The sequence below is a fragment of the Pseudovibrio japonicus genome, assembly GCF_014651595.1.
GTDB lineage: Bacteria > Pseudomonadota > Alphaproteobacteria > Rhizobiales > Stappiaceae > Pseudovibrio > Pseudovibrio japonicus.
In genome coordinates this window covers 1-16,979 of record NZ_BMXE01000005.1, presented here as the reverse complement: position 1 = coordinate 16,979, position 16,979 = coordinate 1, and the positions used below count along the sequence as shown (strand labels likewise).

17 protein-coding genes, 1 tRNA gene and 1 rRNA gene are annotated in these 16,979 nt (G+C 51.5%); 4 read left to right on the top strand and 15 right to left on the bottom strand.

Features of this window, described 5'->3' with window-relative positions; all coding sequences use genetic code 11:
• Positions 1-27: 27 nt before the first annotated feature.
• A complete protein-coding gene (locus IE076_RS14330; protein WP_189437485.1) occupies positions 28-807 on the bottom strand; it encodes a tellurite resistance TerB family protein in 780 nt (259 codons plus the stop codon).
• A gap of 121 nt (positions 808-928) precedes the next feature.
• The gene (locus IE076_RS14325; RefSeq protein WP_189437484.1) at positions 929-1,396 is read right to left on the bottom strand and encodes an Lrp/AsnC family transcriptional regulator; all 468 of its coding nucleotides are present in this window, start codon (positions 1,394-1,396) and stop codon (positions 929-931) included.
• 135 nt (positions 1,397-1,531) lie between these two features.
• Here IE076_RS14325 and hppD point away from each other — a divergent pair, with 135 nt between their 5' ends.
• The gene (gene hppD, locus IE076_RS14320; protein ID WP_189437483.1) at positions 1,532-2,644 is read left to right on the top strand and encodes a 4-hydroxyphenylpyruvate dioxygenase; all 1,113 of its coding nucleotides are present in this window, start codon (positions 1,532-1,534) and stop codon (positions 2,642-2,644) included.
• Positions 2,645-2,925: 281 nt separating this feature from the next.
• On the opposite strand, the gene IE076_RS14315 is transcribed toward hppD, so the two are convergent.
• From IE076_RS14315 to IE076_RS14305, 3 genes are all read right to left on the bottom strand, one after another.
• The gene (locus tag IE076_RS14315) at positions 2,926-3,777 is read right to left on the bottom strand and encodes a DUF4435 domain-containing protein (protein ID WP_189437482.1); all 852 of its coding nucleotides are present in this window, start codon (positions 3,775-3,777) and stop codon (positions 2,926-2,928) included.
• The gene (locus IE076_RS14310) at positions 3,774-5,153 is read right to left on the bottom strand and encodes an AAA family ATPase (RefSeq protein ID WP_189437481.1); all 1,380 of its coding nucleotides are present in this window, start codon (positions 5,151-5,153) and stop codon (positions 3,774-3,776) included. Before IE076_RS14310 ends, IE076_RS14315 begins: the two co-directional genes overlap by 4 nt.
• 415 nt (positions 5,154-5,568) lie before the next feature.
• The gene (locus tag IE076_RS14305; RefSeq protein WP_189437480.1) at positions 5,569-6,840 is read right to left on the bottom strand and encodes an ArsB/NhaD family transporter; all 1,272 of its coding nucleotides are present in this window, start codon (positions 6,838-6,840) and stop codon (positions 5,569-5,571) included.
• A gap of 128 nt (positions 6,841-6,968) precedes the next feature.
• Between IE076_RS14305 and IE076_RS14300 the strand changes: the two genes are divergently transcribed.
• Together IE076_RS14300 and IE076_RS14295 are read left to right on the top strand one after the other, a co-directional pair.
• The gene (locus IE076_RS14300; protein WP_189437479.1) at positions 6,969-8,207 is read left to right on the top strand and encodes an MFS transporter; all 1,239 of its coding nucleotides are present in this window, start codon (positions 6,969-6,971) and stop codon (positions 8,205-8,207) included.
• Positions 8,208-8,351: 144 nt separating this feature from the next.
• Positions 8,352-9,560 carry an ROK family protein gene (locus IE076_RS14295; protein WP_189437478.1) on the top strand — a complete coding sequence of 403 codons (1,209 nt, stop codon included), beginning with the start codon at positions 8,352-8,354 and terminating at the stop codon, positions 9,558-9,560.
• A 57-nt stretch (positions 9,561-9,617) separates the two neighbouring features.
• On the opposite strand, the gene IE076_RS14290 is transcribed toward IE076_RS14295, so the two are convergent.
• The 4 genes from IE076_RS14290 to IE076_RS14275 form a co-directional block, all read right to left on the bottom strand.
• Entirely contained in the window at positions 9,618-10,229 is a 612-nt protein-coding gene (locus tag IE076_RS14290) for a GrpB family protein (RefSeq protein ID WP_244649683.1), read from the bottom strand.
• A gap of 10 nt (positions 10,230-10,239) precedes the next feature.
• On the bottom strand, positions 10,240-10,806 hold the full coding sequence (locus IE076_RS14285; RefSeq protein WP_189437477.1) for a biotin transporter BioY: 567 nt from the start codon (positions 10,804-10,806) through the stop codon (positions 10,240-10,242).
• A 97-nt stretch (positions 10,807-10,903) separates the two neighbouring features.
• Entirely contained in the window at positions 10,904-11,515 is a 612-nt protein-coding gene (locus IE076_RS14280; RefSeq protein ID WP_189437476.1) for an energy-coupling factor transporter transmembrane component T family protein, read from the bottom strand.
• Complete coding sequence (locus IE076_RS14275) at positions 11,512-12,243, bottom strand: energy-coupling factor ABC transporter ATP-binding protein (protein ID WP_189437475.1); 732 nt, start codon at positions 12,241-12,243, stop codon at positions 11,512-11,514. Before IE076_RS14275 ends, IE076_RS14280 begins: the two co-directional genes overlap by 4 nt.
• A 266-nt stretch (positions 12,244-12,509) precedes the next feature.
• Here IE076_RS14275 and IE076_RS14270 point away from each other — a divergent pair, with 266 nt between their 5' ends.
• Positions 12,510-13,316, top strand: a complete 807-nt coding sequence (locus tag IE076_RS14270) for a class I SAM-dependent methyltransferase (protein ID WP_189437474.1) — start codon at positions 12,510-12,512, stop codon at positions 13,314-13,316.
• A gap of 8 nt (positions 13,317-13,324) precedes the next feature.
• Here the strand turns inward: IE076_RS14270 and IE076_RS14265 are convergent, their stop codons facing one another.
• The 6 genes from IE076_RS14265 to rrf form a co-directional block, all read right to left on the bottom strand.
• Positions 13,325-13,846: a hypothetical protein gene (locus IE076_RS14265; protein ID WP_189437473.1), complete on the bottom strand. Its 522-nt coding sequence runs from the start codon at positions 13,844-13,846 to the stop codon at positions 13,325-13,327.
• 380 nt (positions 13,847-14,226) lie between these two features.
• Entirely contained in the window at positions 14,227-14,601 is a 375-nt protein-coding gene (locus IE076_RS14260; RefSeq protein WP_189437472.1) for an MmcQ/YjbR family DNA-binding protein, read from the bottom strand.
• Positions 14,602-14,822: 221 nt separating this feature from the next.
• Positions 14,823-15,536 carry a sulfite exporter TauE/SafE family protein gene (locus IE076_RS14255; protein WP_189437471.1) on the bottom strand — a complete coding sequence of 238 codons (714 nt, stop codon included), beginning with the start codon at positions 15,534-15,536 and terminating at the stop codon, positions 14,823-14,825.
• Positions 15,537-15,773: 237 nt separating this feature from the next.
• Positions 15,774-16,244 carry a GNAT family N-acetyltransferase gene (locus IE076_RS14250; RefSeq protein WP_189437470.1) on the bottom strand — a complete coding sequence of 157 codons (471 nt, stop codon included), beginning with the start codon at positions 16,242-16,244 and terminating at the stop codon, positions 15,774-15,776.
• 214 nt (positions 16,245-16,458) lie between these two features.
• A tRNA-Met gene (locus IE076_RS14245) sits at positions 16,459-16,535 on the bottom strand.
• Between the two features lie 91 nt (positions 16,536-16,626).
• Positions 16,627-16,741: ribosomal RNA gene (rrf, locus tag IE076_RS14240) — 5S ribosomal RNA — on the bottom strand.
• Between the last annotated feature and the right edge of the window lie 238 nt (positions 16,742-16,979).

Genomic DNA, 16,979 nt, shown 5'->3' with positions numbered 1-16,979 from the left:
TTGCGAGCAAACAAAACTTTAGCGCATTTAAGCCTGCGCTTGGGCCGCCGCGATCGCCTTGTCCAGCTCTGCAACCAAGCCGCTATCCAGCTCAAGCCGCGCCGCAAGCATCATCAGATAAGCCCGCTCTGCGGCAGTATTCGGATCAATTGCAAGACGGGAAGCCGTATAGATTTCAGCCGCCGTTTCCGGACAGGTCGCAAACGCAACCACACGGTCAATGTCCAACGGTGCACGCATCTCATCCAGAACGAACGCTTTTTCTTCAGCGCCCAGACCAAGCTCATCCAGCTTTTCAAAGATACGCTGCATTTCTACGCCGTCCACATTGCCATCCGCTTTGGCCGCCTGAATCATCGCAGTGATCAGCGCCATGGCAAACTCTTTGCCATCACCGTTCCCGGTATCCGGGTCAAAGGCAGTACCGGTCGGGTCCGGCAAGGCAAGCGGTTCTGGCACAGGCATAACTGTTGCGCGCGCAGACTGGGTCTGCGTTTCAGCAGAACCCTGAGGCGCAGCAGTACCACCGCTGCCGCCATTATTCTGGTTGCTCTGCCATGTCTGGAAAGCTTTGTAGGCAAGGCCGCCGACAAGCGCCATACCGCCGTATTTCACGGCCTTTTTGCCCAGCTTCTTGCCCTTCTTGCTGCCAAGAAGGTATCCGGCCAAGCCACCGGCAACGGCGCCACCAGCAAGACCGCCAGCATTGTTTTTGACGTACGACTGCCCTTTGTCCAAAGCACCACGGGCCTGATTGCCTCCGTTGGAACCTAAGAACTGATCAAGAAGTGCCTTGCTGTCGAACATCGATAATCCTATCTCGTTGATCCTGACGTTTCACGCCAAGCTCATATGGAGATGGGAAGCTGGGGATTCCACGTCAAGATGCCCCTGCCTGCAAAATTGCAACCTAACAAAACTGTAATGTTCACCCACCTAAAGGCAGATGATTATCATCACGCAGCGTCTCCATGGAGATGGAGCTGCGCACATTCTGCACCGCCTCGTGCGGCAGCAACTCGTTATTGATCACCTCACCCAGCGCTTTCAAATCCTTCACCCTGATCTTGAGCATGTAATCCATGTCCCCCGTCATGGCGTAGGCCTCCTGCACGCTGGGGATGGTGCGCACCAAATCCCGAAACAGCTTGGCGTTCTCCTTGTTGTGCGTGGCGAGCGCCACCCCCACAAACGCCATCACATCCAGCCCCAGATATTCCGGCGACAGATCAGCCTTGTACCGGCGGATCACCCGCTCCTGCTCCAACCGCGTTCGCCGTCGCGAAACCTGAGAGGCCGACAGGTGAATCACCTCCCCCAGCTCCTGATTGGTCTGGCTGGCATCCTCCTGAAGCGCTGCAAGCAACTTAAGGTCAAACTGATCAAGATCAATCATATCTCGCACCAAATCTATATATGACGCACAATTTGTGCGTATACTGCGTGATTTCACGTAAGAATGCAAACCTGTCGCATCACAGATATTTCAGAATAACTCTAAACTGAAATCGCCTTGTTTGAGGAGGAACAAATGGGCCCATTTCCGCACGATGCAGGACCAGCTGAAATCACAAAAGAAAACCCCGCTGGCACCGACGGTTTCGAGTTCGTTGAGTTCGCACATCCCGAGCCGGAAAAGCTGGATATCCTCTTCCGCCGCATGGGCTTTACTCCTGTCGCAAAACACAAGAGCAAGAACATCACGGTCTACCGTCAGGGCGACGTGAACTACATCCTCAACGCAGAGCCAAACAGCTTCGCCTCCCGCTTCATCGACGAGCACGGCCCGTGTGCACCATCCATGGCATGGCGCGTTGTTGATGCGCAGCACGCATTTGAACATGCCGTGAGCTGCGGCGCAGAACCGTACACCGGCACCGACAAAACCCTCAATGCCCCTGCCATCATGGGCATCGGCGGCTCCCTGCTCTACTTCATCGACAAGTACGGCGACAAAGGCTCCGCATATTCTCAGGAATTCGACTGGCTGGGAGAAGCAGACGCAAAGCCAGCTGGCAAGAGTTTCTATTACCTCGACCACCTGACCCATAACGTCTATCGCGGCAATATGGACAAGTGGTGGGCGTTCTACCGCGAGCTCTTCAACTTCAAGCAGATCCACTTCTTCGACATTGATGGCCGCATCACTGGCCTCGTCAGCCGCGCGATCACCTCACCCTGTGGCAAAATCCGCATCCCGCTGAACGAGTCCAAGGACGACACCAGCCAGATCGAAGAGTACCTGAAGAAGTACAGAGGCGAAGGCATCCAGCACATTGCCGTTGGCACTGATGATATCTACGACGCCACCGACAAGTTGGCAGACGATGGCCTCAAGTTCATGCCCGGCCCACCACAAACCTACTACGACCGCAGCGCCGAGCGCGTGCACGGCCACACCGAGCCGCTCGACCGCATGGCCAAACACGGCATCCTCATTGATGGCGAAGGCGTCATCGGCGGCGGCATGACCAAGATCCTGCTACAGATCTTCTCCAAAACCGTCATCGGCCCAATCTTCTTCGAGTTCATCCAACGCAAAGGCGACGAAGGCTTCGGCGAAGGCAACTTCCGCGCCCTCTTCGAAAGCATAGAAGAAGACCAAATCCAACGCGGCGTCATCAAACAAAACGCCGCCGAATAACCAGCAGTACCCGCACTGCTGAAAAAAGCCCGATAGCGTGGGGGGACGCTTTCGGGCTTTTTGTGTTTTGGGAGTGGGTCAAGCAACAATGGTCAGAAATCAGTCAAGGGTTGGAGGAGCCGATCTTCATACTTGCCAGCTCCCAAGTGTCGTAGAACGAGTGAAACGATAAACCGACATAAGCAGCTGCTTCACAAGGTATAAACGCTATTATATCCATGCTTACGTAGACATGAGGGCAAAAAGTACCAATGGGCGCATGGAAGTATGTAAATCAAATATTACAGTATCTGCGTCAATCTTCGTTTCAGATAGGGATCAATCTGACATCCAGATTTATCAGCCAACATTACTTTGAAAACATCATCTTTTACCGTTAAGCCAAATTGACTTTTAAACTGGTTTCTGAACGCTGGGAAAAGGTAATCCTTCCCTGAAACCACGGCCAACAATCCTAGACGATCAAAACGCTCTTCTACTTCAGCTTTTATCGTCTCTATCACCGACCGGTCAAACTGTGCTCTTAGAGTACGGTAAATGCTTAAGACCCTTACGAACGTCTTTTGCGGACATAAACTAACCCGGCAATCTCTAAACAGCGGATGAACACTTAATTTTATTGTTGCAATGCTCTCATCAAGCTTGTTCGCAACAGCATAACACACAAACAGCATTCGAAGCGGATTATTGTTTTCACGAACCCATTCAGAAAAGCCAAGCCGTTGCTTCGCTTCTTGAACTGTGGCTGCATCATCAAAAGTGGTCGCCGCAGAAAGAATGGAGTCCTCGTTCAGTAGATAATTCTCAACACAATACGACCGTAAACGATACAACTTCTTTAATTTCTTTTTCGGTTTACCATGCAGCAAGTCGAAATCGGCATCAATCAAATATAACGCTCTCCGTTCTGAAACATCCTGATCTAATTTGCAGGCTTCAATTACTTCTTTACGCCCTCCTAAAGGTGTCACAGATTCCAACTTAGTCCCTTCAGGCAAGAAATTATTGAGCATTTTAACCCAGAGATTGGGAGCAGCCTTGTCTTCTACAAAAATATCAATGTCGTTATTTCTTCTCTTGAAATATGCGACCGCACCAGCCGCACGCGGAGAGTATCTAAGTGTGGTATTCATTGAACGGAAATATCTCTGCAATAATTAGTCTTTTCGAGGATTATTGATGGGGAGTGGGTTGCCATTATCAATTGAACATTATTGTTGGCCTTGATAACACCATCTACGAATTTTTCCTGCCACTCGATATGAAGTGATAGTTCTGGCTCATCAATTATAAGTACATTTACTTTATTAGCTTCAGGATTAAAGTGTAAATGCGTTAATATAACAAATAACTGCATCTCACCGGAAGACAAAGTATGGAGCTCACGCTCGACGTTCTCACCAAAAACACGAAAAGTAGCTTCACCAAAGCTGCTTACTATTAGCTCTTTACCGCTATCTTCGAAAAACATATTAATTGAAGAAACAAAATCATCCGTATCACGGCTAATATCATTTAATGATTTATTATACTCCGTAATGACGTCAGAAATCGATATCAGTTTATTAAAATGGGCTTTGTTATAGGACCACTCTATTTGCGCTTCGAAATCAGGGGAATCAGGGCTTACTAACCCAGTATTCCTTGTTTTGCTGGGATTTAGCTTTTCCGCTCTATCATCTAAATAAGAGAAATACGCATCTAATTCGATTGTCAAAGAATCCGAGATCCCTAATAGACTAGGTAGCCGCAAAATGTTCTGTTTTGCGTCATCAAAAGATTGCAACTCTTTCTTGTTCGGCTTTTTCATGGAGTCGTGTAGCGAAATAGGTGCAAATTTCACCAACTCTGAAATTAAATCTTTTCTTAAGGAGTTTTCCAGATCGGCCACTTTTCGCTCACGGATGCGATAATTCTCTTGCAGAAAATATAAGGCCTCAGTCAGACCCTGCTCTGGGGCTTTCCCGAAAATATTTCGACGTTTTTTCATTAATCGAGATTCAAGATAGCGCTGTCTTCTAACATATTTCCTATCTGGATTTACTTGGTTGCCAGAGCTGATCATGCGCCGATCTAGCCCCAGAAACATTGGCGTTGGCAAACTATGAATAAAGCGCATTATATCTTTATTTTTATAACGAAATTCAAACGTTCTCTGTCTCTCGATCTCCTCATCCTCTAATCCATCCGCAAAGTATTCTTCATACTGCTTATCATGCAATTTTATAGAGCTATCGAAAGCAGAGCATGTCAGTTCAGTTACCCGATTTTCCTTAACCGCAGAAATCTGGAGCTCTTTACCTTCATGCTCGATCCAAACTGAGATCTGTTCAAATTGCTGACCAACAAGATAATTTAAACGCGGCATGAGTAGAGCAGTCATGCAATTTAGCGCAGTGGTCTTTCCGCTTCCGTTGATCCCGGTAATGAAAGTGAGGTCACTATTAAAGTTAATATCTAGATTTATGTAACCATTAATTTTACGACCGATAAAACGTAAGATACGCATATATTTATCCAATGGGCAAAAAGTCAGCAGCAAGTAAAACGAAACGAGCTGATTAAAGTAGTTCATTTCGAAGGTAATGCCTGCAACCAATAGGTGAAATGTAAAATTTCAGCCCCCCACAGAATTTATGTTTTAATACATCGCCGCATATATTATTTGCTCATTCTTTTTTGAATACGTTTTGGTTGCGGAGTAGGACTTAGACCTACGAGCTTCAGGTTAAAAGTCTGAAACCTCGTGTGTATTCAATATATTGTATTAAATGGTCATTTCCGAAATTTTCGTTGTTTGGCCTTAAACACAGCAGAGATCTGCATTCGGCACTTTGCATCTGATACTAGAATACATAGCATTAATTTCTCGCACGTGCAGTGAACAAAGACTTTGTTCGCTAAGCAATTAACAACACACTCCCTCACCCCAAACCCAGCATCGTCAGCCCCACGATCCAACCATAACTCACCACCACGCAGAACACCGTAATCGGCAGCATCCACCAGCAGAATTGCCAGAAGGTGAAAGGGGTGGCACCGAATTTTTCGGCCTGCTGCACCACGATGACGTTGCTGGCGGCGGAGATGATGAACAGGTTGCCGGCCACGGTGGAGATGGTGGAGAGCATCATGAAGGTGCCCGTTGTTCCCGCTCCATCCACCAGCTTCAGGTAAAGCTCCACCACAGGCACGTTGGAAAACAGCTGACTGGCCCAGAAACTCACCAGCGCAGTCACAGTCAAATCAGTCAGTTCACCTTGTAACGGGCCAAGCAGGTATTGCAGGGAGCCAGAAGCGTAAAGTGATCCGGTGACGATGAACATAGCCACAAAGAAGATCAGCGTCGGCCAGTCCACCTCACGAAAAACCCGCAGGCGCTCATCCCCCGCCAGATAAATCGGCAAACAGGAAACCAGCCCCACCCAGCCAAACGACAGCGGGCCAAGGTGGAAGTACGTCCGGCCCAAACTATCACCGGTGATAATGCCCACCAGCAGCACAACGGAGACAATCGCAGGCCACTGCCTCCGGCTCACCTCAACCGTTTCTGCCTGTTTCTCCACTTCCTTCGAAACCAGCGCACTCTCGTCCGATCCATTCTTCTTCACCAATGAGTGGAAACGGAAGAACACCGCCACAAGGCAAATCACACCGGGCACCAGTGCCCAAACGATGAAGGTCGCCAGCATATTGGGGAAGTCCGCAGCATTCACCACCAGAATGTTCTGCGGGTTGCCAACCGGCGACACCATGGAACCAACCGTCACCGCCGCGCACAGCGCCACCAGAACCACCGTCAGCTTCCACTTGAAAGCCCGGCTTAGAATAATCGCAATCGGCACACCAATCACTGCCGCGGCATCATTGGTCAGCACCGCTGCGCAAATCGCAGAAGCCACAATAAACCATAATAGCACCGCGCCCGCATTGACCCGCTTCAACAACAGATCCGCAATTTCCTGAGAAAGGCCGGTGTCATACAGCGAGGAAGCGATGCTGAACACAGCAAACAAATAGATAATCAGATGCCAGTCGACAGCCTGAAGCGCAGCAACTGGCGTAATTTCGCCCAACAGCAGCAACACAATCGCCCCCGCGAGCATTATGTGCCAAATCCGCACCATGGGTGGAAGCCACTGGCGAACAGCAATGCCCAAAAAGATAAGCGCGGAAACGCCAAGAGAGACCGACATGCCTCACCGTAGCCGCCGTGGTTTGACAGCAGCTTAATCAAGGGGCCCGCAATCGAGGGAAATCTTTGGGGGCTTGGAGAGAACTCTCACCTATTCTCGCCGCAGACAGCACAACAGTCAGGGTCTTCATGAAACTCAACAGGGCAATGCTATCGACCAACTTTTTCGCTGGCGATGTCGTTGGTGGAATCGGGCCCTATCTGGCAATCTACCTGCTCACCGGCCTGCACTGGTCTCCCGGCAGCATCGGTCTGGCACTGGCCATCGGCTCGCTGACAACGGTCGCACTGCAAACCCCTGCAGGCGCCTTTATCGACAGCACCCGCAAAAAACGCCTGCTCCTCGCCTCCTGCGCCTTGCTCATTGGCTGCGCAACCATATCAATCCTGCTCTTTCCGCAATTTCCGGTGGTCATCTACATTGCGCAGATCTTCATGGGCGTGGCCGTGGCCTTTGTCGGCCCCTGTATCGCCGCCATAACCCTTGGCATTGCAGGGCCGGAGCACTTTACGGTGCAAATGGGCGCCAATCAGGCTGCCAACCACACCGGCAATGTGTTCGCCGCCCTTCTGGGCATTGGTCTGGCACTGTGGATCTCGGCAGAAGGCGTGTTCTGGCTGGTGGCGATCATGGCCTTGGGCATGGCTGTCAGCATTGGAATGGTCAGCGGCTCGGCCATCAACCACGAGACTGCCCGTGGCGGTCTGCATCACAACCCCAATGACGGCGATGCACCCTCCACCATCGGCACCATTCTGGCAGACAAACGCTTGCTTACGCTCGTCATGTGCGTGTTCATGTTCCACTTTGCCAACGCCGCCATGCTGCCACTAGTCGGGCAAAAGCTGTCGGTCAACTCCAACGTCAACATCGGCATTGCGTTTGCATCAGCCTGTATCATTGTCGCGCAGTTCTGGATGACCCTCATGTCCATCCTCTGCGCTGCCAAAGCTGATAGCTGGGGCCGCAAACCACTCTTCTTGCTCGCCTTCTTCATTCTGCCCATCCGCGGTATACTCTTCATGTGGTTTGAGGACCCCGTCATCCTGATCTCTATCCAGTCTCTGGATGGCATCGCCAACGGCATCTTCGGCGTGATTATCCTGCTCATCGCCGCAGACCTGACCCGCGGCACAGGCCGCTTCAATCTGGTGCAAGGTGCTCTTGCAGCCGTGGTCGGCATTGGGTCTGCCGCCTCCAATCTGATGGCCGAGGAGATCGTCCAGTTCTTCGGCTATTCGCCCGCCTTTATCACCCTCGCCATTCTGGCTCTCATCGGCGGCAGCATGTACCTTTTCCTCATGCCAGAAACTTTGCCAGCTCAAAAAAATGAGGATGATGGCACCGCCACCCCACAAATCAGCTAATACTGACGGCTAGGGCACCGCAACTTTCAGGTGAAAACATTGATTTATACGGTTACTCCCTTTATTTGAGCACCCTCAGAAACTTATGTTTATCTGCACACATATATGAATGCGCATTAATGCGAATCGCAGGCCAGTACGCGAATGATCGAAAAAGCCAGTAGAGAGCAGGTTCGTCGCCAAAACCGGTTCGTGGTATTGTCCACGTTGCGGCGTCATATCAGTCTGGCGCGGGTTGAGCTTGGTCGTCTCACAGGTCTTTCCCTTGCCGCCGTCACCTCCATTACGGGAGATCTCAAGGATCGCGGCCTGATTGCAGAGGTGGAAGAACAGCCCAATTCGGATAACACCACACGCGGCCGTCCACGCACTTACCTGCGTTTGCGGGACGATGTCGCCCACGTCATCACCGTAAAGATATCGCTGGACCGCGTCTCTCTTGCTATGATGGACTACACCGGCCATCAGCACGCCGAAGCCAAATTCATGGTGGAATCCTCCGATATGGGAGGAGATGCCTTCATCGCCCTGCTCGCCCGAGAAATCAAAGAGCTGATGAAAGCCGAGCCCCGCCGCGCACGTAGCGTCATGGAAATCACCGTGGCAACCCAGGGCATTGTCGGCAAACACAACGGGTCCATCATCTGGTCGCCAACCATTGTAGAGCGGCAAGTGGAACTCACCGCCAAGCTTTCCAAAACCCTCGGCATCGCCTGCACGCTGTACAACGACACCAACATGATCGCAGAGGCCCTGCACCGGCAGGACTCTGAGAAGTACAGCGGCAACTTCGTCATAGTCTATATCGACCGTGGCGTCGGCATGGGTATCTTCATCAAGGATGCACTTTATCGCGGTGAAACCGGAGCTGCTGCCGAATACGGCCACTCCCCGTACACACCAGACGGCGCGGCCTGCAGATGCGGCAATAAAGGCTGTCTGGAGGCCTACATCGCCGACTACGCACTTTATCGCGAAGCACAAAGGCTGCCCAAAGAGACCGCCCCCTCCGCCATGTACTACGGGCCTGAATACATTCAGGATCTGCGAGCCCGCGCCCGCATGGGCGATGCTCAGGCGCAAAAGGTCTTTACCGACGCGGGCTTTGCACTGGGCGTCAGCCTCGCCCGTACAATCTCACTGCTAGACCCAAGCCGCATCATCCTCACCGGCAAGGCAATGCAGGCCTATGACCTGTTCAAACACGGCATGAACAAAGGCCTGGAAAGCGGCCTGCTCGCCCCGCTGCTGGACTCAGTTAATCTGGAAGTCCTCCCATGGGACGAAGACTTCATCCTCCAGGGCCTCCTCATCAAAGCCCTGAAACACCTGGACCAAGCACTGGTACATTAATATGACGGCAAAAGAGAAATCTGTGGTTTCCCTACTGCTATGGTGAGGCCGCTGCTTTCATTCCCCCGTGTCAGGTTTTGCGCTTAAAACAGCATCAATGAATGGCGATTTACCAGCTAGGTACTCACTCATCCCAGCAGTGTTTTCGGCCTCTAGCTTAAGCTTGAGGCGCTGATATTGCTCTCTTAAATCAACATCCTGTCGCAGAAGATCACGGAAGTACAGCATTCTTGAGAGCTCCAAATGCCCAATCGGGCAGACATGCACCTTATGTGTCCGAACACCAGCAACGTCCTTCCGGTAATAGTGATGTTCGGGCGATAAGTCATTACCACGAATGTGGCCACACGAACGCATGAACCTATCGGCTTCAGGTGTACGATGGAGATTTGATACTTCGACTAACATGTCAATTTCAGGCTTGGCTGCTAGTCCCGGAACCGCTGTGCTACCAACATGATAGATAGCAACAAGACGATCTCCAAAAGCATCAGAGATCAAATTTCGCTCCTTCTCGAACTTTTTTGACCAAGCTGGATCAAACGCCGTAATCTTGCTGGTAAGCACCAATGTCTCCTTCTCAGAACAGGCATTGCAATTTCCATTATTACCGTGCAACCAACCAAAGAAAAAGCCGGTCCCATAAGAACCGGCTTTCCCAAAACTCATTGTAGTTCGCTTAACTGCGCGACAACATCGCAGACGGTAAACCGCGCGCAATGGTATGCGCCACCAAGGTTGCCAGCGCGACCTTGATCAGGTCACCCGGAATAAACGGCAAGCTGCCAACCAAGAACGCGTTATACAAAGTCATGTCTGCTTTGTAAGCCAGCACCGGCACGCCAAATGCATGCACCACAACAATACCGCCCAGCACGCCGGAAACAATCGCACCAAACACCACGTTCATATTGCGCATAGCTCGCATGATCGCGCCAACAGCAACCGCTCCAAAAAAGTAACCAGCCAGATAGCCAGCCGTCATGCCGTAAAACACGCCGATACCACCACGGCCACCCGCCAGGAACGGCAAGCCAAGTGCCACGAGGAACAGCAGCAAAGCAACAGCAAGCCCACCACGCACCGGACCAAGCATCATACCCGCCAGCATCACACCAAGTGACTGCGCCGTAATTGGAATTCCGCCGGCAAGACCCAACTCAATCTTGGGCACCAGCCCCAGAGCAGCAATCAGCGCCGCATAAAATGCAATCTGAACAAGAGAACGATCACTGGACATTGTCATCCTAACTTCTTTTGGAGCGACATCCCGCAACATGGACACAGACTGACCAGCAGGAGTGCGCTCAAATTATCTTCTTAGTGCATTCAGCACGAATACTCTAGGATCTGTCAAAGCCATCAGCCCCACCACGGGCTGTCAGAGCTTCACTAACATGATCTGTCATTTTAATCGCGTGTAAGGCAAACGGAGCCAGCAAACGCCAACTGTTCGAGCGCGCGGTTCTGGCCTTATACGCTTCTTGCAGCGAGGCATAAACCGCCAACAATACCGGAACAAACCGGATAACCAAAGCAACTGCAAGCGACATCCGCATCGGGGAAATGCCAAACACACGCAGGGGCCGGAACAACGGCTCTACCGCGTCCATCAAGGCCTCCATATGCGTTGTTATACTAATAAAGTTGGCAAGCAGCACCATCGCCAATAGGCGCAACACAGCAATAATGCCCTGCTCAATATCACCCAAAAACGCATGCACAAGCAAGATGATCACCATCATCCAGAGCAGCGGGCGCACCACCTTCACCTTCTCCAGCCCCCGCCTACCAAGCGTCGCATACAGCGCCACCACAAATGCAAGCAGAGCAGCTGAGAACCAAAGCGTGTTGAACGGGATGATCAGCAGACTCAACACAAACAGAAACAGCAGCTTCACTCTGGCAGGAAGCCGATGCGCCCAACTATTACCCGCCATGTAAAGCGAAATCATGCGCGCGCCACTCCCTCAAAATGAAGGTGAGCCCCAGAAAGCTCGTGCTCCTCATAGGCCGCCAGCACATCCACCGGCGCCCCCAACTGCTTAACGCGGCCGTCCTCAATCCAGAGCACCTTGTCATAATCGCTCAGCGCATCCAGCTCATGGCTGACAAAGATGATCTGCTGATCCAGCTTCTCAAGCTTGCGCCGCAGTGCCGCCCGCGTCCGCAAATCCAGACTGGAAAACGGCTCGTCCAGCACCACCAGCTTCGGCTCCATAATGAGCACCGCCAGAATGCAGATCAGCTGCTTCTGCCCTTCAGAAAGCTCATGAACAGGCCGTTCCGCCAGCTCCGCAATGCCGTGCTCTTTCAGCAAAGCCAGCCCCTGCGCCTTCGCATCGGCCTTGCCAACGCCAAGCTGGCGCAAACCAAAACTCAGCTCTTCCAGCGCAGTCGGAAAGATCAGCTGATGATCCGGGTTCTGAAACACAAAGCCAGTTACCCGCGCCAGTTTCTTTGCACCCTCACCGGAAGAAACTCCATGCACCACCAATGATCCGGCACTGATTGGCAGCAACCCATTCAGGCTGCGCACAAGCGTGGATTTGCCGGAACCATTACGCCCAATAATCCCGACCCGTTGATCCGGCAGCGCAACACTCACATCGCTGATGATCGTGGCACCGCCCCGTTCAATGGAAACATGGTCAAAACTGATGGATTTTGAAGTGTCGTTCACGCCGTATCTTCATGTCTGCGCGCAGTCCCTAAACGGGTACACCGGTTTTCAAAAAGGGCTGCGCCTTAAAGCAAAAAGCTAAAGCCGTTCACCTGATCGTCTTCCGGCAAAGGGCTTTAACAAGACTCGCCTTTCTATACACAATGCGCAATCGCAACACCACGGAAAACTAGCAAAGCAGGTAACACCATCACATCGTGACATACAGGTCTGCCTGTGTAACCTTTGGAGCCTTTTCAGCCAGTCATTCAGTTTGAGGTATTGCCATGTCAGCAGAGCAGTTCACCGACACCCTTGTTGCCGACCATTGGGACCAAAATGCTGATCAGTGGAAGAAAGACGTCGAGGCAGGCTTGGATGTCTACCGCGACTTGTTCACATGGCCAGCCTTTGAGCGCTTTTTGGGCGATATCACCGGTAAGCATATGATTGATCTGGGATGTGGTGAAGGCACCAACACCCGCAAACTCGCTCGAGCCGGCGCACGCATGTCTGGCGTTGATCTCTCTGACAAGATGATCAAACATGCAATCACCGAAGAGCAGAAAACGCCGTTGGGCATCACCTACGCGACCAGCTCATTCAGCGCCAACACAGGCTTCCCCGCCGGTGCATTTGACATGGTCATTTCCACACTCGCACTCATGGATGGCCCTGATTTTGAAGGAGCGATGCGCGAAGCTTACAGACTTCTCAAACCGGGCGGTACGCTCGCATTTTCCATTCTGCACCCCTGCTTCATTACCCCTGGCCTAGCTTGGCAAAAAGATGAGAACGGACATACGACGGGCCTAATCGTCTCAAAGTACTACGACCAGAACCATTTTGCTGATCAATGGAAATTCGCGCGGCACGGTGACAATCGAGATGTCCAGCGCTTCAGCGTGCCCAGATTCCCGCGCACCTTGAGCGATTATCTGAACCCCATCATCAAGACAGGCCTCCAAATCAAAGAAGTTCAGGAACCAAAACCAACAGAAGACGCTATTCAGCAGGAACCACGCTTCCACCGCTGGAAAGATCTCTCCGCTTTCCTCCTGATGGTCAAAGCAACGAAACCTGACACAGCATAGTCACAAGACTACGCCAACACATCGCGCAAGGACGCAAGCCAGTCCTTCACCCGTGCTGACACCCTCGCATGGTCCAGCGCTTCAAACTTATCCCAGCTCCACCCATCCTCGGGGCAAAGCTCCTCCAAGAAGGCATGCAGCTCTTTCTGCTTGGATTCTGGCAACGGCAGATTGGCGGCATGTCTCAATAACAGCACCTGCTCCTGAAGCCGCAAGAACACCCAGAAGGCTTCCATCATAGGCCGCAGCAAGTGCGGCTGCGTTTGCCAACTGCTACCAGAAAACAGATCCCGCGTGACAATCGGCCCAGCCCCGTTACAGTGAAACTGAACGCAGCCCATGTAGCCTGTGGTCGCCAGATCAGCATGGATCCGGCACTTGCCGCAATCCTCAAGGTTGCGGCACGCCTCACCAGACGCTTTATCAAACGGAAAAACAGGCGACTTATCAAAGGCCAGCGCCACACAGCAAAGGGACGCACATGCCTCACAGTCCGCCTTCAGGCGCTCATCAAGTTGGTTCAGATCCATAGCGCCTTCTTGACACAAAACCAAAGTCAACGAAAGCGATCTAAAGCCACTAGTGTATGTAGAATACTAATTCAGAGGCCAAAGCACTCAACTGCAGTAAACAGGGGGATAACGCTCAAGCCGTGGTTTCAATCGAGCCTCAGCAAAAGCGGGCATAAAAGATCACTGGAATTCCCCGTGGGAAACGTATCCCCGCCCCGCAGCCTTATGGTAGCCCCTCGCCCGCATACAACCCATCCAGACACGCCCAGCAATAAACCTCAGGCCCGCCAGTCTCTCCCGGCACAGCAGCCAGCAACAAAACAACTCAGAAAATACGCTTTCAACGCAGTTCACACGCAAATAACGCAAACCGACGCAAACAAGCGCGCAGCTGATAATCAGGCGTCCACAAACCCAATTTCTCTCTGCAATTTCTTGCTTAGTTTCAACGCAATAATGCGATGTGCCTCAGAGATATACGCCTTGATATCTTCATCAGACATAGCCCCCGCAGTCTCAAGCTGAACCCACTTTGCCCGCGCCAGATAAGGCGCCGGAATAATCCCGGCCTGCTCCGTCAGGATCTGATAGGAAAGCTCAGAGCACTTGAAGCTAATCTTGATCCCATCCTTTTCCGGGGCATCCTCCCCCCAGTTGGAACAGATCGCAAAGATCTTCCCTCCAACCTTCCAGACAGACGCATTCCCCCACTGGATGACGTGGCTCACACCAACCAAAGACGCGCAATACTGATCAAACTCATCCCGGGTCAAAGCAACAACTCCCTAGAGCGTATTTCCGAAAAGTGGTTCCGGTTTTCGGATAAAAAATACGCGCAATAATAAGGTTTTAGAGCGTGATGCGTGAATGCACATGAACGCAACATGCTCCAAAAACAATCAACTCAAACAAAGAACCCCAGAAAACATAACACACCCCACCACGATTGCAGCAAGCCCTTATGCCCAATCCCACCGGCATCATTGCTATCCCGCTAGGCGAAAACCAACGACACACCAGAGCCCGCCAAGACAAGGTCAATAACCCTGTCATGCTGGCGCGTACTCATCCTGCTCAAAATACGTTTCGCCCCATAGGTCCCAACAGTTATAGAAGCGCCCACCATCACCCCACTGACGATGATGTCATAGGGCAGAACGCCCAGATGATTGAACGTAAAAACCTTCGCCCCAAACACAAAAAGAGAGCCAGCAGCTTCAGTGGCAATCAACACACCTTTGACCAGACCAAAGCCGGAAAACACAGCAAGACTAAGCGGCCCCGTTGAAGCAACCAGACCAGTTAGAAACCCAATGCAAACCCCACCTGCAATCAGATGAATTGGCTTACTTCCAAATTGCTTCGCCCTGAGAAAATAACGCCCCGGAATAAGGCAAAGCAAGAAGACACCGAGCAAAAGGCTACCCATTGAATCAGGAAGTTCAATAAGCGTTTTTGCGCCCAACGCCGCCATTGGAATACTCGGCACAGCATAGAACCAGACAGCCTTCCAATTCACAGAACGCCACCAAACGCAAACGCGCCCAATATTCGCCAGAAAAGCGGAAATTGCCATAATGGGAATAGCCGCTTTCGCTCCATAAATGCCCACAAGCACTGGCAATAAAACAATCGAAGAGCCTGTACCGACAATCCCGGACAACAGACCCGCCAGAATGCTTGATACAAAAATAATCAGGAAATCCAAATGAAAACCCGTCCTAAGAAGCAGCAAATTCCCGTCGCCACAACAAACAAATAAGTCCAATGCCAATAGCCCGATCAAGTTCGCATGGCAATCAGAACAATAACAGGTCCTAAAAGCACAATCCCGCCCATTTCCCCAAAACGCCGACACGTATCGCCCCGAACCAAGAGGGATAGCTCCCACGAGCCACTCAAAAATTGCAAGCAGCTTGAGAAAGGTTCTGAGCCCCGACCTGAGCTACACACCAACCTGCTTCACCAAGAGCGTCGAAGGTGCATCCTCACTCTTAGGCTTCCACCCCCGCGCCCTATAGAACTCCAGCGCGGTAGCCGTACTTTCCAAGCTCATTTGACCACTCCCGAGATGTCTCAAAACCTCTTCAAGATCACTGAGCAACAAGGAGCTAACACCAGCAAACCGATGTTCAGGCGCCACATACAGCAGGACCACACTGCGCGAAGAAATATGGCACGAACCCACTGCGGCAATCTCACCGTCGCGAACTGCCACCCGCATGACAAGATTAGGATCACCCAGCCACTTCAGAAACGTATCAACCGTCTTATTCGCCAGCCATCTGGAGGCCTCCCCCGGCTCATTCTCATGATCCGCCTCACACAACCGGGAAATACTCTCCCGCAAAACACGAACAGCCCCATCCGCATCACCAGGACCTGCATCCCGAACCAGAACATCCAAATCTTGCATATCTCAAACCCAAAAGGCCATGGTAACCCACCAACGCGCCTTCACAACATGCAAAACGACAAATTGAACAGGTCCTCCCAAGCGTGACCACCTTGTATTATCGCCAAATTTATAGAGAAAAGTTTGCTTAGCCCCTGCATACCGGTCTTTAGGCCACGCCCAGTTCCACACAACGAAAAAACCCGCCAACTCGAAGAGTTAGCGGGTTAATATTTGGTTGCGGGGGCAAGATTTGAACTTGCGACCTTCAGGTTATGAGCCTGACGAGCTACCGGGCTGCTCCACCCCGCGGTAAATTGTGTTGTTCTGGTTATTTTAGAGAGTTTATATCTGATTTGTTGTTCTGATTATTTTGTCGAGATTTTATATGTGTTTTATTCATGCCCGGCGGCGACCTACTCTCCCGCGTCTTGAGACGAAGTACCATTGGCGCAGGGGCGTTTCACTTCCGAGTTCGGGATGGGATCGGGTGGGGGCGCCCCGCCATAGCCACCGGGCAGGAATAAAGCACATATTTGTCAGGTCAACTTATCTGTCTCGCTATCGCTCGTCAGGTTGATCTGAGTATGTTTTATGAACTGGTCTGTTTGTTGAAGTCGTTTTGCTTGTTGTTTCTGACACTTCGTTGAAGTGTCATTTTATGATTATAGCTTAATGGGAGTGATCAAGCTCGATCGAGCTATTAGTAAGGCTCAGCTTCGGATGTTACCACCCTTCCACATGCCTCCTATCGAC